This window comes from Nitrosomonas communis (genome assembly GCF_001007935.1).
Lineage (GTDB): Bacteria > Pseudomonadota > Gammaproteobacteria > Burkholderiales > Nitrosomonadaceae > Nitrosomonas > Nitrosomonas communis.
This window is the reverse complement of the sequence record NZ_CP011451.1, coordinates 1,027,133-1,044,166: the sequence shown is the minus strand read 5'-3', so window position 1 is coordinate 1,044,166 and position 17,034 is coordinate 1,027,133. Positions and strand designations below refer to the sequence as shown.

Here is a 17,034-nt window from a genome sequence, read left to right as displayed (position 1 = left end):
CGAATCACCTTGAATTTAGAAAAATTTAATTATTGGACAGAAAAACTTTGAGAATCAAGTGAAATTGCCCTCCTGGTTGAATTGATTTGCTTTTTTTAGGTATTTTTAGCGTAGTAATCCGCTAGAGGCGGCAAGGCGCGCAGAAGAAACAAGCGGCGTCAGAGCTTGAGGAGTAAAGTTGGAATGTCGCGCTGGAGAAGACCGACACATCACTGGTGCTAATCCGCCCGTTTTTTAGCGTGGTCATGGGTCACGTCGGCGACATTGGTGAGTCCGTGGCAACGGACATCCCGTTTGAAAGAGTGAGTACAACGACGTACCTGAACCAGCGCGACATTCCAATAGAGATAATGGAGGATGTCATGGCAAAGTTCAAGCAAAGTAAATTGGAGTTAATCCATCCGAATGCAGCGGGGATTGATATTGGCTCTGCGAGCCATTTTGTGGCGGTACCGCCGGATCGAGATAACAAGCCGGTAAGGGAATTCAAGAGTTTCACCGCAGACCTGAATGGTTTAGCGGACTGGTTAGAGGCCTGTGAAATTGACACTGTGGCAATGGAATCGACGGGGGTATACTGGATTCCACTGTATGAACTTTTGGAGTCGCGCGGGCTGACTGTGTATCTAGTAAATGCGCGGCACGTTAGAAATGTTTCTGGCCGGAAGTCGGATGTACTGGACTGCCAATGGTTACAGCAACTGATGAGCTTTGGGTTGATGTCTGGCGCATTCCGTCCGAAAGATGAGATATGTGCACTACGAGCCATATCTCGTCAACGCGATATGCTGATCCGTTATCAGGCGCGACATGTGCAACATATGCAAAAGGCTCTGGCGCAAATGAACATACAATTGGCGAACGTGATTTCGGATATTGTGGGCGAAACCGGTCAAAAGATCGTTCGTGCCATCATTACTGGTGAGAGAGATGGGCACATCCTGGCGAATCTCAAGAGCAATCGCATCCGGGCTGGCAAAGACGAGATTGAGAAATCGTTAGTCGGGAATTGGCGGGAAGAACACCTGTTTGCACTCAAGCAAGCGATGTCACTCTATGACGCCTACAGCGAACGACTCACCGAATGTGACCGGCAGCTTGAAACCATGCTGGCGGCACTTCAGGTGCACAAGGTAGAGATCTGCCAGAAGAAGCGCCGCTCCAATGTCAAGAACGCTCCCAAATTTGATTTGCGTGCCCATCTGATTGGCATGTGTGGGGTTGATTTGACGCGAATTGACGGCATCGAAGTGATGACTGCGATGAAAGTCCTGAGTGAAGTGGGCGCTGACATGAGCAGGTTCAAGAGTGCGAAGCAGTTTGCCTCGTGGCTTGGGTTGTGTCCTGGAACAAAGATATCGGGCGGAAAAGTGCTATCGGGGGCAAGCAAGCGCACAGCGAACCGTGCGGCTCAGGCACTGCGCATGGCGGCAGTTTCATTGAAATCCAGCCAGTCTGCACTGGGTGCCTATTACAGAAGATTATGTGGCAGACTCGACAAGGCAAAGGCAATCACAGCGACAGCACACAAACTGGCGCGCTTGATCTACACGATGCTAACGAAAGGAACCGAGTACGTCGATAAAGGGCAGGAGTACTATGAGGAGCGATATCGTCAACGCGTGTTGCATCATCTGACTGTTCGCGCTCGGAAGCTGGGGTTTAATCTTACCCCTGTTCCTGAGGCTACTTAATATTTGCTGTAAAACCATTGTGTTACATTTGTTTCTTGAAAGAGGTGCCCTTTAGACCAGCTCTCTTTCGCACTAGATAAGAAATAACCTCTTAATAATGGAAGAAAGTAATAAAAAAGATATAAATTATAGAAAGTAGAAGTTTCTATTTAATACAGGAAATAACAAAACGTGATATGTACTCCCAAATATTAAGTTTATCATTTGGTAAAATGAAAGTATGAAATAGAAAGCAAAGATAAAAACATTACCCATCGTAACTTGATATTATGATCAAACCGGTACGCATATCATTTATATAGAACGAGCCTGAATTATTCTTGGCAAAGTGATATATCATCCAATTATTACATGAAATGGGATGGACTTTTATAATGCCTAGTGTCTATAACTCTATTGTTATTAACGCACCCATTGAGGTGGTATGGAAGCGTATCTCAGATTTTCATGATTTCTCGTGGGCACCATCTATCATAAAGCAGTGTGAGAACGTGGGAAGCATGGGAGGAACATCTGTCGGTGCAAAGCGGCTTTTGAACGGGAGTTTCTTAGATACATTAATTGCTTATAGTTCATTAGATCATCGTATTACCTATTCCATTGATAATGCACCTCCTCCTATTTCTCCAGAAAACATTCGTAACTATGTAGGTGATCTACATCTATTACCGATTACTTCAGAGGGAAAAACATTTGTGGAATGGAGCGGCAGATGGGAATCAAATGAAACAGAGGCCATAAAATTTATGAACGATATGTATATAAAATTGTTAGAAGATCTCGCTGCTCAATTCAATTCTATGTCTTCCTAAGTAAACATGTATTTGGCCACAGCATAAACTTGGCAGCATTGTGAAATATTTTTCTACAATGCGAATTAAGAGCTGAAATAGAAGCCAGTTCATCAATAACGTTAAACTATTGAGGAAGACACTACCCAACCTCAATCAATCAAAGTAACCAATGAACTGGCAAAACCGATTAATAACGATTTATCTCCATGTTTGCAAGCATTATCAGCAAAATCTTTGGATTCATAGTCAAAGAATGAGTAATTACGCGGATTTAAGCTTTAGTGACGAAGAGGTCCTTACTCTCTTCCTGTTCGGTGTAATGGACAAGCATAGAGAAATCAAAGGTATTTACGAATATGCGGATCGCCACTTACGCGATTGGTTTCCACGACTTCCTGGTTATGTGGCTTATGTTCAGCGCTTGAATCAGGTGGTTGATGTGTTTGCGCCCTTATTGGCACTAATTCAGCAGGAACAGGAAGTCAAGAACTTAGGGCAAGCTTGGTTGATCGATTCATTTCCGGTGATATTAGCCAGGCAAGGCCATCGGTTTAACGCGTGTGTAGCGAAAGAGTTGGCGGATTCAGGCTACTGCTCAACCAGGAAGTTGTACTATCATGGTGTGCGGGTTCATATCATAGGAAGCCGCCAACCAGGCTCATTGCCGATCCCTGAGTATATCGGTGTGACTGGCGCCAGCGATCATGATGGCAAGATATTTGATCAGATTCGGCCACAATTGCACAACAACGAACTGTATGGGGATAAAGCTTATCAACGGCCAGACGCCGAAGAGGTCAGGCAAGCCCAGAATCTGACTGTCCTGACACCGGTTAAAAAACAAACAGGGCAACACCATCTGGAACCACAGGATCAATGGTTGTCTACAGCGATATCTCGCGTTCGGCAACCGATTGAAGCCTTATTTGCCTGGATTGAAGAAAAAACAGGCATTGAATGTGCCAGCAAAGTTCGTTCTTATAAGGGACTGATGGTGCATGTCTTTGGAAAGCTGGCTGCGGCTCTGTTTTTTTGGAATTTTTTGAGAGTTAGATCTTAATTCGCATTTAAATACGGCGTAAATGGATATGAACACGTGGTTACATTGCGTGGTTGCCGTCCGAGTCGGCGGCTTTGCCAGCGCCGCATTGGATTTCAACGACTTGTGAAACGCTTCGACTTTCCACCGTTTTTGGTAGATCGCCGCTACTTGTCCATCTTCGCAGAAGAGGCTACTCTAAACCAGATTCAACGTGCCTGTGCTGCCGTCCTTGTTGGTAAAGACCCGCCGTACCAAAAGCACTTCCTGATCGAAGCCTTTCAGCCAGCCGCGCACTGCCTGCCGATCCAATAACGTCAGTTCGCTTACCTTGACGAAATGACCTTGTTGTTTGTCTTCCAGCGTCAGCGCTACCTGCCGGTTATCCTTCAACGCCGCCACGAAATGCTTACCTGAACGCAGTACCGCCTCAAAGTTCTCTGTCGCCGCGAACCAGATATCAGCACATAACGAAATTTAAGTGGGTTGTTCACGCATGTCTTGAGCATGTCTCGCAGCAACTCGTTCTTGTTGACCTCACTGGTGCGCTTGATTTGGTGCGTTTTGACGGCGCAATATTGCAACGGCTTGCGAATCATTTCGAAAGCCACCGGGATCGATACCTCATCATTGTAATACAGCGCATTCAAAGGCTAATGCCCCTGACTGTCTGCCCTTTGCAAGGGTCATAATGCCAGCAAACAACCTCGTTCTCGTCTGTCCACGCTTTCTGCTGCACCGACTCATCAAAAATCAGATAGCCTTCCTCCTGCTCGATTTGCCGCACTACTGACTTCACTTCCCGCCACAAGTCCCTGGATGTGTATTTTCGTTCCGACAAAAACCGTGTCACTTGATCATGACTCATCTCCCCGTCTAACATGGCCGATAATTCGGTCGCCCTCGCGTAGCCGGTAGTGCTGATCAAATAATCCGTGTATAAATCTAAATACTTTGCTTTCATGCCAGGAATGATACGTTATCAGTGTGGGGCTGCGTAACATCAGGTAATAATTACTTTACGTATAATCGCTACTGGATAATTAATTCCATTATGATTAGCATACCAATTCCAGTTATCCATTCTCATACAATATTCATACCCGCTATAATTCCTTCATGTGTGGCGGTATCCAATATCGGAATTAGAAAATCTATTTTCCTTCACCCAATTGCCAAACTGCCAGTAATGCTACGATATGGCGGAGTAATCTGGGTGTTATGGGGTAAACGTCAAAATGAAGGGCCAGGGAAATTTCCCAACGGTGGTTGGGCAAGGCTTGATTCAATCAAAGCGGGAAAATGGAAACCATGACATCCCCGACCAGTATTAATTCCGGCAGATAGGTTTTTAGAAAAAAATCACGATAAGCAATTCTACTGGATAAAACTCGAATCAGGGATGTTAATTCAGGCTCTACTTGCCGAGAGAAATGACGAGCACAAGGTCTCTATATTGTCACCGAAGAGACTCCATCCCAGTATCATTGGATACATGACCGTTGGCCAAGGTTAATAAAATTGTCAGATCAGAATAAGACGGCAATAGAACATACATGATACATTTTCTCGTACTTATTATGATGCTCTCTTCTAAGGAATCAGGATTTAATAACTGCAGAAATTATGCAAGCAGATGGAATTGCAACCTAATTCCATTTCGGTAAAAACGGGTCAAACTCAATGGTGATATTTTCTTTAAAGCCATCCGCCACTTTGCGCCCAGTTTCAAATACCCTATCCATAATTGAGATAAAAACCTTTAGTCCCTGAGAAGTTTTTGCTTTACTCATGACTGCTTTGACCCGCTCGACACTGGTAAAAATAACTCCACTACAAGCTTTGGTGATATGAGGAAATAATCGATGCTCTATGGGATTATATTTTGACGTGTACGGGGGATAGTGAGCGATACGAATCTCAATAGCCAATTCATCTGCCAATTTCTGTAACTCCTCTTTAAAGATAGCGTGGCGTGCATTATTGCTGCCTCCACAGTCGCAGAGCAATAAAATACTCGTCGCCTTTGGATAGTCCAGTTGACCATAGTTCAACCACCAGTGCCGGATACAGGCGCAAGCGAATTCAGAGGTATCATGGCTCGTGCCTAATACGATATAGCCGCTTTTGCGATGGATGTCATACAGCCCATGAGGCACAATTTTACTGTCTGCCAGGGATGCAAAATCATGATCATTGACCCGCACGACCTCAGTGGTATAGAGCTTTCCGGGGCGATAAAAATTACCGATCAATTCTTTTTTTTAACGTCCATACTCATCACCGGATTACCCTGGACCCGGTACTCTTCTTTGAGGCGCTCGATATTTTTGAACTGCTCGTCCCGATGCGGCAGGTTCTTTTTCCCGGCTTCAACCTTGAAGGCTTGACGGCGGCGAAAATGATGTTTGTCGAGCAATTGATCAATAACGGTCACACTCACGCTAAATCCGCACTGTTTTAGCTTCTCAGCCATTTCGTTGCGGCTCAAATTTGACCACTTTACGGATTCATCCATTGGTGAGCCGGCAGTATGATTTTTTAACATCTCTAAAAAAGCTTCATCCAGCCCTGCCATCGTCTCCACAACTGACTTTCGCCCACCTCCTGCTTGCCGAATACGTTTCTCCTTTTCAAGCAACGGCATCTTTAACTCTTTCAGGCCACGGCTAACGGTGCCTTCATCGCAGTGTAATACCTGACAAAGGTAGGTGATCCCTCCGTGACCCAGCTTTGCCGCCTCAACGGCAGCATAGCGGCGGCGGTCTTTTTCCGATAAGCTGTGATAAAAATTGCGCATTTGCGCTTCGACTTCCGGGGCATAGGTGGTTATCTTCATTGTCAGAACATAACCGAAATACTCTATCAGCGGCAACTTAATTTACAACTCAAAGCTCTGGAGTTATTGAATCCTTGTTCCTAAGTGTATTTTGATAAAATATAACGACGTCAATAAAGGTCACTTCCATTATTTCTCAGCAGGATGTGAAATCTGTTTAATCATGCAATACCTAAACAACAATTAAAACACTGAAATATTGAGCTCAAATTTAAGCCGTTCTAATACAATTTTATATATGTAGAGTTTACTCAGAAAGTATAAAGAATAGTTTTTACTTAAGAATATTGTAAAAATCACTTTTTAAGTGCAAGGTTTTTGAATAAATTATGCAGAAACCCTTGCACTTGATTTGACCTCAAACTCACCTGAGTTCGATCAATTTTTATTAAACCGCATACTTTTATGAATAATATTGTTTAGAAAACAATATATTATGGATAATAAATTTTACACGAAATTACAAGAAATACTTTTTGAGTAGACTCTATGTAAATTATTTGTGAATAAAATGTGAACTTTTTGTGAAGTTTTGCTTCTAATTTGTAAAGTTTTTGTTAAAATACTGGGAAAATTTTGTGAAGTTTATATTTTCGATAATATTTTTAAAATTAATTTATTGGAGAGTTATAAATTAGAAGGAACCAGGTTAGCAGTAGCGCAGCAATAATTCTTGGTCTTGTTTTACTTGGTGCTCTAGCTTCAATGGATTTGCTTTTATGGGTAGATATGTCTACTAGCACATTATTACTTTATGGGATATTTGATAATTGCTACAGTTAGTAGCATTTTCAAAAATAAGGATGCTCTTCTCCTAGAGCTGTAACCTAAGTTGCCTTAGTTGTGTAGCCTAAGTTAACTTAAACTCTGACAAGACCAATATTAATTCTAGTATTGGTCTTTTTTTATATAGCCTAACCAGTTAATAATGATTAGTAAGGTTTAGAATTTGAAGAATATATCGATGGTTTTTTGTTTTGTTGTCTACCCAGTGCTTTGGTCTGCTTCCATTTGTGTTCGGTAAGACAATGAGAATACTCTTTAAATCATTATTAACTGATTTTGCTATATAGAATACACCCTATAAATTGATTATAATTTACGGATGGCCTATCCGATATCATTTCGTCGTAAAGTATTATCCGTTCGAGAGAAGGAGAATCTTACTATCGCGCAAGTGGCCAAGCGTTTTTGCGTAGGTGTGGCCAGTGTGACGCGTTGGATCAAGACTCCTGATCCCAGGATCCACCCGCAACAAGCCTGCCACCAGGATCAACATGGAAATGTTGGCGCAGGACGTCAAGAATTATCCGGACGCGTATCAGTACGAGCGCCAAGCGTCTGGGAGTCAGCAAGCAAGGCATTAATCACGTTTTAAAGCGTCTGGGCGTGGCTTATAAAAAAAAAGCCTGCGCCATCCCAAAGCCAGCGAAGAAGAGCGACGTATCTTTCAGCAAAAAGTTAAAGGCTATGAGCGCGAAGGCCGCGTCATTGTATTGGCTATGCAACTGGCCGAACTAATGTCATTGGCGCCCTGATCGGGAAGACGCTCCTGACCATAAGCCTATTCATAGCCAATGTTACCGCCGATATTTTCTATGCGTGAGTGACGCAGGACCTTTTGCCTAAACTTCTGCCCGCTTGCGTGATTGTCATGGACAACGCAACCTTTCATAAACGGCTGGATATCCAAACCGCTATTGCCAATGCCCGGGCATACACTTGAATATCTGCCGCCTTATTCCCCAGGCTTAAATGACATTGAACCAAAATGGGCCCAGGCCAAAGCCATTAGAAAAAGGGAAGGATGTTCCATCGAGCAGCTCTTTGCCGTTTATGAAATTTGAACTATTTTATATAGGATCGGCTATATCCCATGAATGGTCATATACCGGGAGAATTCCAGTACCAATCTTTCAAACGCACGGGTATAACCTTTACGTTCATCGGCAAACGGTACCTTTACCTGGCGTACTGTCTGGCACTTGGCCCATTCTACCTGCTGGACTGGAAGATCAATATAAACAGCCTTTTGACCTATCGGTATCATTCGAAAGCGGCGGATCACTTTTCCTCGACACAATAACGTTGCGATTTCGGCAAACGGGGCATTTGGGATGCCACTGATCCTCTCTTACCGCAACTACAATAGCGTTCGCAATATAACGGGTGCTTTGATAAAAATAATCAATTATGCCAAAAGCGTGATAGAGCAAACTCGTCGACATTTTGATATAACCCCATGAGTAGAAAATAGTGGTTATTTCAATCTATCTTGCCTTACTTTTCTATCATCTCTTTAAGCTGCTACGTACGCAATTCCCGGATGAACTTTTTTTTCTGATTGCGGCAGAACTTAATAAGCTGGCCAAAGGTTCAAGCATATCTACAACATTACAAAAAGAAGCTATAAGTGTGATGAAATCTCTAGTACCTTTTGGAGCAAAATTGCTCATAAATGGGATTAATAATCAGAAGAAATAAATAGATTTTATTAATTTATTCATTATCTTATAAAGATAAATTTATTTTATGGCACATCATGGAGTCATTCAAAATAAGAGGTTCTGTATTTTGTGTATGGTATTTCTACAAAGATTTTAGCAGCATAAAGCGGGTTAAGTCGCAAGGATGAGATTACATTTCGGTTTTTTATTAAGATTATTTCTAAAAATGATTAAATAGAGATATGTAACAAGGATCAAGCAAGGTTTGGATTATTTCTTGCTTCGTCTCTCAGTTGGCGCACAACATGCTCGTGATTTCTTTTAACTCCTTCATATAGTCGCTCTAGAAGCGCACGAAGACTGTCAGGTATTTCTTGCCTCAGCGCATTTTCATAGGCCATAACTGCCGCAGCTTCACCCATCTCACATTCCTCCAGTACCGCGAGATTATTTTTCTTGGTAAACACCGTCTTAAGGTTAGTTAGAATACGGAGCAAGCCCTCTTCAGTAGATCTACTTGCATCTGGGTTACCGCTATAATGTATTACCTCGACACTTAAAGCTTTAACGGCTTCTTCACAACTTTGCGCACGATCCACGAAGAATAATTTCAAGGCAGGGTCACTCACATTGTTTGCACATGTTTTAAAACTGTCTGCGCGATCGCGCGAAATTTCGACAAGTCCATTTAATAAAGTTGCAATTTCTGTATTATTCATCTCATCCTCCAAAAATAAAGGCTTACATAAAGCAAAACCTGAGTTGGTTTATGATTCAAGGCTATTATTCCTGCGCTGACTGCTTGGTATTTTTAAATGGAAAACTCTTCTTTATTTGCATTAATAAAATTGACCTCATATATTTAGTTATGTTTAAAAATAATAAGCATAATACAAATAAAGGGTGAGCAAACGGCACCACGAACTCGTCTTCTTCGCACGCGTTGAGCGCTAAAATGAAAATTATCGAATGCTCTAAGCCCTTGGAGGAGCAATTAAAACAGGATATAAGTGCCGATAATTTATTATTCACGAAATATAGAAGAGTTAATAGGTATGAGGAAACAGCACTCTAATTTGTATTAGAGATTCTAAAAATGTGAATCTTTTCATAACCCTTATTTCTATAGTGAACACATCGCATCTTGCGATTTATGAACACTTTTTATGTTACTACCTATTTTTTAAAAGAATTTCTTTATACAATCCTATCGGATAATGCTTCCGTCCATAAAATTCGTTTAGCTTTATAATTCATTCGCGCATGAGCAGGACTTGGAGAAGGGACACGACGGTAGATTAACTTTTTGGACAAGGTTGGTTGAACCAAACGCTCGTAAAAGTTTTCTGCTAAACTGCTATCAAAAATAACCAGTTTGATCGAAGGATTATCCTGATAAAAACGCTCAAAGTCATTAACGACCGAGTAATATCAGCGTCCATACTACCGTAGCGGCTGCATGCTTTTGAAACACCCCAAACGGCAATACCCTTCTGCTTTAGGACTTTAATGCGCTTTTCATAAGGCATAGATGGTGATGCGCCGAAAATATCACCATAAAACGCCAAAACTGATTTTGCGGATGAACATAATATTGATTAAGTTCTAAGGACTTAGCACCAGGCATACTACCTAACTGATGTTACGCAGCCCCACATTGATAATGTATCATTCCTGGCATGAAAGCAAAATATTTAGATTTATACACGGATTATTTGATCAGCACTACCGGCTACGCGAGGGCGACCGAATTATCGGCCATGTTAGACGGGGAGATGAGTCATGATCAAGTGACACGGTTTTTGTCGGAACGAAAATACACATCCAGGGACTTGTGGCGGGAAGTGAAGTCAGTAGTGCGGCAAATCGAGCAGGAGGAAGGCTATCTGATTTTTGATGAGTCGGTGCAGCAGAAAGCGTGGACAGACGAGAACGAGGTTGTTTGCTGGCATTATGACCCTTGCAAAGGGCAGACAGTCAGGGGCATTAGCCTTTGAATGCGCTGTATTACAATGATGAGGTATCGATCCCGGTGGCTTTCGAAATGATTCGCAAGCCGTTGCAATATTGCGCCGTCAAAACGCACCAAATCAAGCGCACCAGTGAGGTCAACAAGAACGAGTTGCTGCGAGACATGCTCAAGACATGCGTGAACAACCCACTTAAATTTCGTTATGTGCTGATATCTGGTTCGCGGCGACAGAGAACTTTGAGGCGGTACTGCGTTCAGGTAAGCATTTCGTGGCGGCGTTGAAGGATAACCGGCAGGTAGCACTGACGCTGGAAGATAAACAACAAGGCCATTTCGTCAAGGTAAGCGAACTGGCGTTATCGGATCGGCAGGCAGTGCGCGGCTGGCTGAAAGGCTTCGATCAGGAAGTGCTTTTGGTACGGCGGGTCTTTACCAACAAGGACGGCAGCACAGGCACGTTGATTCTGGTTTAGAGTAGCTTTTTCTGCGAAGGTGGACAAATAGCGGCGATCTACCAAAAACGGTGGAAAGTCGAAGCGTTTCACAAGTCGTTGAAATCCAATGCGGCGCTAGCAAAGCCGCCGACCCGGACGGGGTAACCACGCAATGTAACCACGTGTTCATGTCCATTTACGCCGTATTTAAGCTGGAATATTTGAAGATCAAGCATAAGGCCAACCATTTCGCCCTGCGGGCGAAGCTATCTATTAAGGCAACCCAACAGGCTTATGCGGAGTTGCAAAAGTTAAAGGCTGCGTAACATCAGTTAAATAACTAGAAAAAGTTGGACTTAAGTAGAAGGGATTTATGAAAAACACCATTGCTATTGGACTAAGTAATGATGATAAACACGCTTTTAGCATGGTCGTGCCCGACCTTCCCGGATGTTTTTCAGCAGGGGATACTATTGATGAAGCGATTGTTAATGCCAAGGAAGCCATAGAGCTTTGGCTAGAAATCATTATTGATGATGGTGGCACCATCATACCAGAGCCAAAAACGATTATTACGCACCAGGCCAATCTTGAATACATTGGATGGGCATGGGCGACCGTTACAATTGATCTGACAAAATTATCTGATAAGGTGGGCTAGGTCAGAACTGATTGTACAGAGTAGTTGAACTAGAGAGTGTTGCTAATGCTTCGCAGTATTGATGTAGAAGCCTCCACAGAATTCCTAGGAAAACCCTGAGTAATCAATTTATAAATTATCTGCCTTAGCAATCAAACCATGTGATTAGATTTTTCTTTACCTCCTTCAGGTCATTGAACTCTTTGATATATAAAAGCTCGTACTTAACTGTCCGCCAAAGTCATAAAACAAAAATATAATTATAGTAGTAACTCTTACCATCGATGCTGATCTGGATCTGTTGGTGCTTTGTATTGAAGTAACTGATATTACGCAGGCCGCCGAAAAAAAGCTTATCATTTTAGTCATGAAAAAAGAAAAGCTTGAGCTATATACTGATTATCTGATCAGCAACAACGGTTATGCAACAGCGACAGGCTTATCGGCAATGCTGGCTGGCGAAATCAGTCATGACCAGATGATGCGTTTTTTATCGGAGGAAGAATTACACCTCGAAAGACTTATGGCGGCAGGTTAAATCGACCGTGCGACAAGTTGAGCGCGAGGCCGGTTGTCTGATTTTTGATGACACGATTCAAGAGAAAGAATGGACGGATGAGAACGAGACCATGTGCTGGCATTATGATCATAGCAAAGGACGAGCGGTAAAAGGCATTAACGTGCTCAATGCCCTGGTATTACAATGGTGAAGTATCAGTACCGGTCGCCTTTAGAGTGATCCACAAACCGATTCAGTTTTATGATGTAACGACACGGCAAGCCAAGCGTGCCAGCGTGGCGACTCAAAAATGAACTGATGCGGGAGAGGCTGAATACCTGTGTGCTGAATGCGATAAAGTTCCGTTATGTCCTGATGGATAGCTGGTTTGCGTCGCAGGAAAACTTTGAATTGATTTTGAAGCAAAAGAAGCTCTTTATTGCTGCATTAAAAGACATTCGTCTGGTGGCGCTCAGCCGGGAAGACAAGAAACAAGGGCGCTTTGTACGGATCAGTGAACTGGACTTAGCGGATAAGCAAGCGGTGCGCGGCTGGCTGAGGGGCTTCGAACAGGAAGTGCTGTTAGTGCGGCAAATCTTTACAAACAAAGACGGCAGCACCGGTTGGTTGAATCTGGTGTGCAGTGATTTGACGTGCGATGGCGAAGATGTTGTAACGATCTACCAGGAACGGTGGAAAGTTGAAGAATTTCATAAGTCTCTGAAATCCAATGCGGGATTGGCGAAATCGCCAACCCGTACGGTAACCACGCAGAATAACCCTGTTTTCATTGCCGTCTATGCCGTGTTCAAGCTGGAATGCTTGAAGATCAAACACAAGGCCAATCATTTTGCATTGCGAGCAAAACTTTTCATTAAAGCCAATCAGATAGCCTATGCTGAATTGCAAAAAATGAAGATCGCGTAACATTAGTGAAGTAAATACTTCGCTGTAAACTATATATCTTGATAAATATTCGTGATCTGCAGATAACCATCACCTGAATAGTTATCTGTCTCTTTATGTTGTCGTGTTTTATGAGTAATTTCTTTATTTTGTATATGACAATATTTAACAACAGATAGAAAGGAGGTCATTAATGCAATTAATGTTAGAGATTGTATTGATATTGCTAATAGCAGTAACTCTTCCTTTGTTATGGAAAATATCAGATCTGGTATTGACTGCGACAGGAAATCCAAAAAATTTGAGGTCGTTCATACAAGGCTCTATAAAAATTTTAGTACCACCGTGGATGGTTTGGTTGGCAACTAGTTTAGTAGACTTTTTTTCCGACTTTGAATCTTTCTGACACAATTTGTAAAACTAAGCAAAAAGGTAATTCTGCTATTTTACGGGTGGAGTTAGAGCAGTATTAATAAACTCTGGGTTCATTTATTATAATTAAGCAGATGAAATGTCTTTTTTCGTTTGAGACTAGGTTCTGTTGACATTTTTACGGTGCCAAATTAATGCTGAGATAAACCGAGATAAAACTTTAATTTATAATTTTGTATGTATTTAAAGACCAATACTAAAGTTAATATTGGTCTTGTCAGAGTTTAAGGTAACTTAAGCTACAACTCTAGGAGAAGAATATCTTTTGTTTTTAAAAGTGCTACTAATTGCAGCAATTATCCAATATCCCAGAAAAAATAATGCGCCTGTAGGTACATCCACAAATAAAATCAAACCGATTGAAGCTAGAACACTAAGTAAAACAAGACTAAGGCTTATTACTGTGTTTCTGCTAACTTGATTCGTTTTCATTTATAACTCTCCAATAAATTAATTTATTAATAATGTTTTTCTGAATTTTTAGAAGAAATTCTTTACAAAAAGTTCACATAATATTAACAAATAATTTATATAGGAGATGTAGTAAACCAGCATAAATTTGAGTCCAATATTTCAATATTGTTAGTTGTTGTTTAACGTGAACGTGAGTTCGGAACCAGAAAAGCAGCAAAGGCAATCTGATTTCCTTATGATGAGTAAAGGGTTTAAGCCGTGGTGAGATCGGCGCTGTCGGAGTTATCGCTAAAACGGCATCGGCGACGAGGAGAGCGTGTCTAAGTGAAGTCATGACTAATCATGGTAGGGTTTCATTTATCGTGTTACCGGACATTTAGAGCTTACTCGGGAAGTGTAATAAATTGTTTTTACGTGAAAATATCGTGAAAATCAATTTTTAAGTACAAGATTTTTGAATAAATTATGCAGAAACCCTTGCACTTGATTTGAACTCAAGCTCACCTCAATTTGATCTATTTTTATTAAATCGCATACTGTTATAAATAATATTCTTTATAAAACAATATATTATGGACAATAAATTTTAAACGAAATTACAAGAAATACTTTTTGAGTAGACTTTACGTAAATGCTCGAATATTGAGATCGTCAATGATCAATTTAATTTACTGTCGCACCTTAAGGTAAATGGTATTGGCAGATCGGACAGAAATACTGGTCAATGAGATTGTATTGGTCGCGTTAAAATTCGGCGAAAAACTACCCAAATTTTGCTTCTCTGATTCTAGAATCAACACATATTTTTAAATTTCATCTCAGCAAGCTGACACTTTTGTAACTGCTTAATTTCCTAATACCCTACCATAAATATTTACGCAAGCTGACATCCTAATGGGTTTACAATAAAGTGCCAGAAATAAGTTTATAAGTTATCTAGTTTAATAATGTCCAGTCCTTCCGCAGAGCAAATTCTTAGTGAGGTATTCGGTTACTCGGATTTTCGGGGCGAGCAGCAAAAGATTGTCGAGCATGTTTCTTCAGGAGGAGATGCGCTAGTATTGATGCCAACCGGCGGAGGTAAATCCCTGTGCTATCAGATTCCCGCTTTACTTCGGCAAGGGGTAACTATTGTCGTTTCACCATTAATCGCATTGATGCAGGATCAGGTTGAGACCCTTAAACAGCTTGATGTGCAAGCCGAGTTTTTAAATTCCAGTCTGGATGCTAGAGCAGCAAGGGAAGTGTCCAGCCGTTTGATGAATGGCGAACTCAAGTTGCTATATGTCGCACCTGAGCGCCTGTTAACAGAGGGTTTCCTGAATCTGTTAGAGCGCTTACAGGCGCGTGAGAGCTTGGCATTATTTGCTATTGATGAGGCCCATTGCGTCTCGCAATGGGGTCATGATTTCCGTCCAGAGTATCGTGAGTTGATAGTCTTACATCAGCGTTTTCCAAGTGTGCCGCGCATCGCATTGACAGCTACTGCTGATGCCCCAACACGTGCAGAGATTATTGAACGCTTGGCATTAGAAAATGCCCGACAGTTTATTGCTAGTTTTGACCGGCCAAATATTTGTTATCGGGTTGCCATCAAGAGCAATCCACGTCAGCAATTGCAAGCCTTTTTAGAAGCTGAGCACGCCAACGATGCGGGTATTGTGTATTGCTTGTCGCGTAAAAAGGTAGAGGAAACAGCAATATGGCTGCAAGCGCGCGGCTGGAAAGCATTGCCTTATCATGCAGGTCTTGATAATGCAACGCGTAACCAATATCAACGCAGATTTCTACGTGAGGAAGGGGTGATCATGGTGGCAACCGTAGCTTTTGGCATGGGGATAGATAAGCCTAACGTGCGCTTTGTGGTTCACCTGGATTTACCTAAAAGCATGGAGAGTTATTATCAGGAAACTGGCCGTGCCGGTCGGGATGGTTTGCCCGCAACTGCATGGATGATTTATAGTTTAGGTGATGTCGTCGCTATGCGGCAGATGCTCAATTCTGGAGATGCCTCCGAAGACCGCAAGCGTATTGAACGGCAAAAGCTGGATGCACTCCTGGGCTTTTGTGAATCCACTGCTTGCCGCCATCAGACTGTTCTGCGTTATTTTGGTGAAGTACATCCCGGCAATTGTGGACAGTGTGATAATTGCCTCCGCCCGGCAGATACTTGGGATGCAACCGAGGCGGTGCGCATGGCTCTTTCCTGCGTCTATCGCACTGGGCAACGCTTTGGTGCTGGCCATCTGATTGATGTACTGCGCGGCAAAATGACACCTCAAGTAGAAAGGTTCAGCCACCAGCAACTTAGTACTTTTGGTATTGGCAAAGCATTAACACAGCAACAATGGAGTAGCGTTTTCCGGCAAATCGTGGCAGGTGGCTTGCTACAGGTGGAGATGGAAGCTTATGGTGGGCTTAATTTAACGGAAGAAGCGCGCCCGATACTTCGGGGTGAGAAGAAAGTATGGTTGCGCCAAGACCGGGAGACTATCAAACATACTACGAGCCATGCCGAGCGTGCATCACGCACACGTGAAGCTTTTGCTGCTGCTAATGAAGATCCGCTTTGGCAAGCACTCAAAGCCATGCGCATGCAGCTTGCTCGTGAGCAAGGGGTGCCGCCTTATGTTATCTTTCATGATAGTACCTTGCTTGAAATTTTCCATCAACGCCCGGGTAATCTTACTGAACTGGGGTGTATCAGTGGGGTAGGTCAAGCCAAGTTAGCGCGCTATGGTAATCAATTCCTGAAGGTAGTGGAGGAAGCGATGTGTGATGGGATTCGCTAATTTTATGGAATGATGAATTACAGCGAGCTCTAACTTTTGCCTAGACGGAGAGATCAGTCTTAATTTCATTTTTAAATCAAAATTGACGCGGAGGCGAGCTGCAGACAGTATCAATAATACGGCAAAGTGAAA

Annotated in this window: 15 protein-coding genes and 2 pseudogenes; 11 read left to right on the top strand and 6 right to left on the bottom strand. The window is 42.4% G+C overall.

Features of this window, described 5'->3' with window-relative positions; genetic code table 11:
• The first annotated feature begins 362 nt into the window (after positions 1-362).
• The 3 genes from AAW31_RS04595 (at position 363) to AAW31_RS18735 (ending at position 3,548) form a co-directional block, all read left to right on the top strand.
• Positions 363-1,694: an IS110 family RNA-guided transposase gene (locus AAW31_RS04595; RefSeq protein WP_046849339.1), complete on the top strand. Its 1,332-nt coding sequence runs from the start codon at positions 363-365 to the stop codon at positions 1,692-1,694.
• 374 nt (positions 1,695-2,068) lie between these two features.
• Entirely contained in the window at positions 2,069-2,506 is a 438-nt protein-coding gene (locus AAW31_RS04590; protein WP_046849338.1) for an SRPBCC family protein, read from the top strand.
• A gap of 151 nt (positions 2,507-2,657) precedes the next feature.
• Entirely contained in the window at positions 2,658-3,548 is an 891-nt protein-coding gene (locus AAW31_RS18735; RefSeq protein ID WP_052752077.1) for a transposase, read from the top strand.
• A gap of 177 nt (positions 3,549-3,725) precedes the next feature.
• Here the strand turns inward: AAW31_RS18735 and AAW31_RS21765 are convergent, their stop codons facing one another.
• The 3 genes and pseudogenes from AAW31_RS21765 to AAW31_RS21755 form a co-directional block, all read right to left on the bottom strand.
• Positions 3,726-3,929 carry a hypothetical protein gene (locus AAW31_RS21765; RefSeq protein ID WP_200899711.1) on the bottom strand — a complete coding sequence of 68 codons (204 nt, stop codon included), beginning with the start codon at positions 3,927-3,929 and terminating at the stop codon, positions 3,726-3,728.
• A gap of 244 nt (positions 3,930-4,173) precedes the next feature.
• The gene (locus AAW31_RS21760) at positions 4,174-4,491 is read right to left on the bottom strand and encodes a hypothetical protein (RefSeq protein ID WP_200899710.1); all 318 of its coding nucleotides are present in this window, start codon (positions 4,489-4,491) and stop codon (positions 4,174-4,176) included.
• A gap of 685 nt (positions 4,492-5,176) precedes the next feature.
• Positions 5,177-6,045: pseudogene (locus AAW31_RS21755) on the bottom strand (ISAzo13 family transposase).
• Between the two features lie 1,426 nt (positions 6,046-7,471).
• On the opposite strand from AAW31_RS21755, the gene AAW31_RS21745 reads away from it, so the two are divergent.
• Together AAW31_RS21745 and AAW31_RS23390 are read left to right on the top strand one after the other, a co-directional pair.
• Positions 7,472-7,744 carry a hypothetical protein gene (locus AAW31_RS21745; RefSeq protein WP_200899707.1) on the top strand — a complete coding sequence of 91 codons (273 nt, stop codon included), beginning with the start codon at positions 7,472-7,474 and terminating at the stop codon, positions 7,742-7,744.
• A 328-nt stretch (positions 7,745-8,072) separates the two neighbouring features.
• Positions 8,073-8,213: a transposase gene (locus AAW31_RS23390; RefSeq protein WP_200899706.1), complete on the top strand. Its 141-nt coding sequence runs from the start codon at positions 8,073-8,075 to the stop codon at positions 8,211-8,213.
• A gap of 20 nt (positions 8,214-8,233) precedes the next feature.
• Here the strand turns inward: AAW31_RS23390 and AAW31_RS04555 are convergent, their stop codons facing one another.
• Entirely contained in the window at positions 8,234-8,434 is a 201-nt protein-coding gene (locus AAW31_RS04555) for a transposase family protein (protein WP_144412847.1), read from the bottom strand.
• Positions 8,435-8,622: 188 nt separating this feature from the next.
• Here AAW31_RS04555 and AAW31_RS04550 point away from each other — a divergent pair, with 188 nt between their 5' ends.
• Entirely contained in the window at positions 8,623-8,850 is a 228-nt protein-coding gene (locus AAW31_RS04550) for a hypothetical protein (protein WP_046849336.1), read from the top strand.
• 217 nt (positions 8,851-9,067) lie between these two features.
• Here the strand turns inward: AAW31_RS04550 and AAW31_RS04545 are convergent, their stop codons facing one another.
• A complete protein-coding gene (locus tag AAW31_RS04545; protein WP_046849335.1) occupies positions 9,068-9,532 on the bottom strand; it encodes a PA2169 family four-helix-bundle protein in 465 nt (154 codons plus the stop codon).
• A gap of 960 nt (positions 9,533-10,492) precedes the next feature.
• Between AAW31_RS04545 and AAW31_RS23855 the strand changes: the two genes are divergently transcribed.
• From AAW31_RS23855 to AAW31_RS19555, 4 genes and pseudogenes are all read left to right on the top strand, one after another.
• Positions 10,493-10,810 (top strand): hypothetical protein, encoded by a 318-nt coding sequence (locus AAW31_RS23855; protein ID WP_200899710.1) that lies wholly within the window; start codon positions 10,493-10,495, stop codon positions 10,808-10,810.
• A 244-nt stretch (positions 10,811-11,054) separates the two neighbouring features.
• Positions 11,055-11,258 carry a hypothetical protein gene (locus tag AAW31_RS23850; protein WP_456152323.1) on the top strand — a complete coding sequence of 68 codons (204 nt, stop codon included), beginning with the start codon at positions 11,055-11,057 and terminating at the stop codon, positions 11,256-11,258.
• A gap of 334 nt (positions 11,259-11,592) precedes the next feature.
• Positions 11,593-11,880 carry a type II toxin-antitoxin system HicB family antitoxin gene (locus AAW31_RS04530; RefSeq protein WP_052752075.1) on the top strand — a complete coding sequence of 96 codons (288 nt, stop codon included), beginning with the start codon at positions 11,593-11,595 and terminating at the stop codon, positions 11,878-11,880.
• Positions 11,881-12,226: 346 nt separating this feature from the next.
• Positions 12,227-13,285: pseudogene (locus tag AAW31_RS19555) on the top strand (IS701 family transposase).
• A gap of 645 nt (positions 13,286-13,930) precedes the next feature.
• On the opposite strand, the gene AAW31_RS20430 reads toward AAW31_RS19555, so the two are convergent.
• Complete coding sequence (locus AAW31_RS20430; RefSeq protein WP_144412846.1) at positions 13,931-14,128, bottom strand: hypothetical protein; 198 nt, start codon at positions 14,126-14,128, stop codon at positions 13,931-13,933.
• Between the two features lie 929 nt (positions 14,129-15,057).
• On the opposite strand from AAW31_RS20430, the gene recQ reads away from it, so the two are divergent.
• A complete protein-coding gene (gene recQ / locus AAW31_RS04505) occupies positions 15,058-16,902 on the top strand; it encodes a DNA helicase RecQ (protein ID WP_046849332.1) in 1,845 nt (614 codons plus the stop codon).
• The last annotated feature ends 132 nt before the right edge of the window (positions 16,903-17,034 follow it).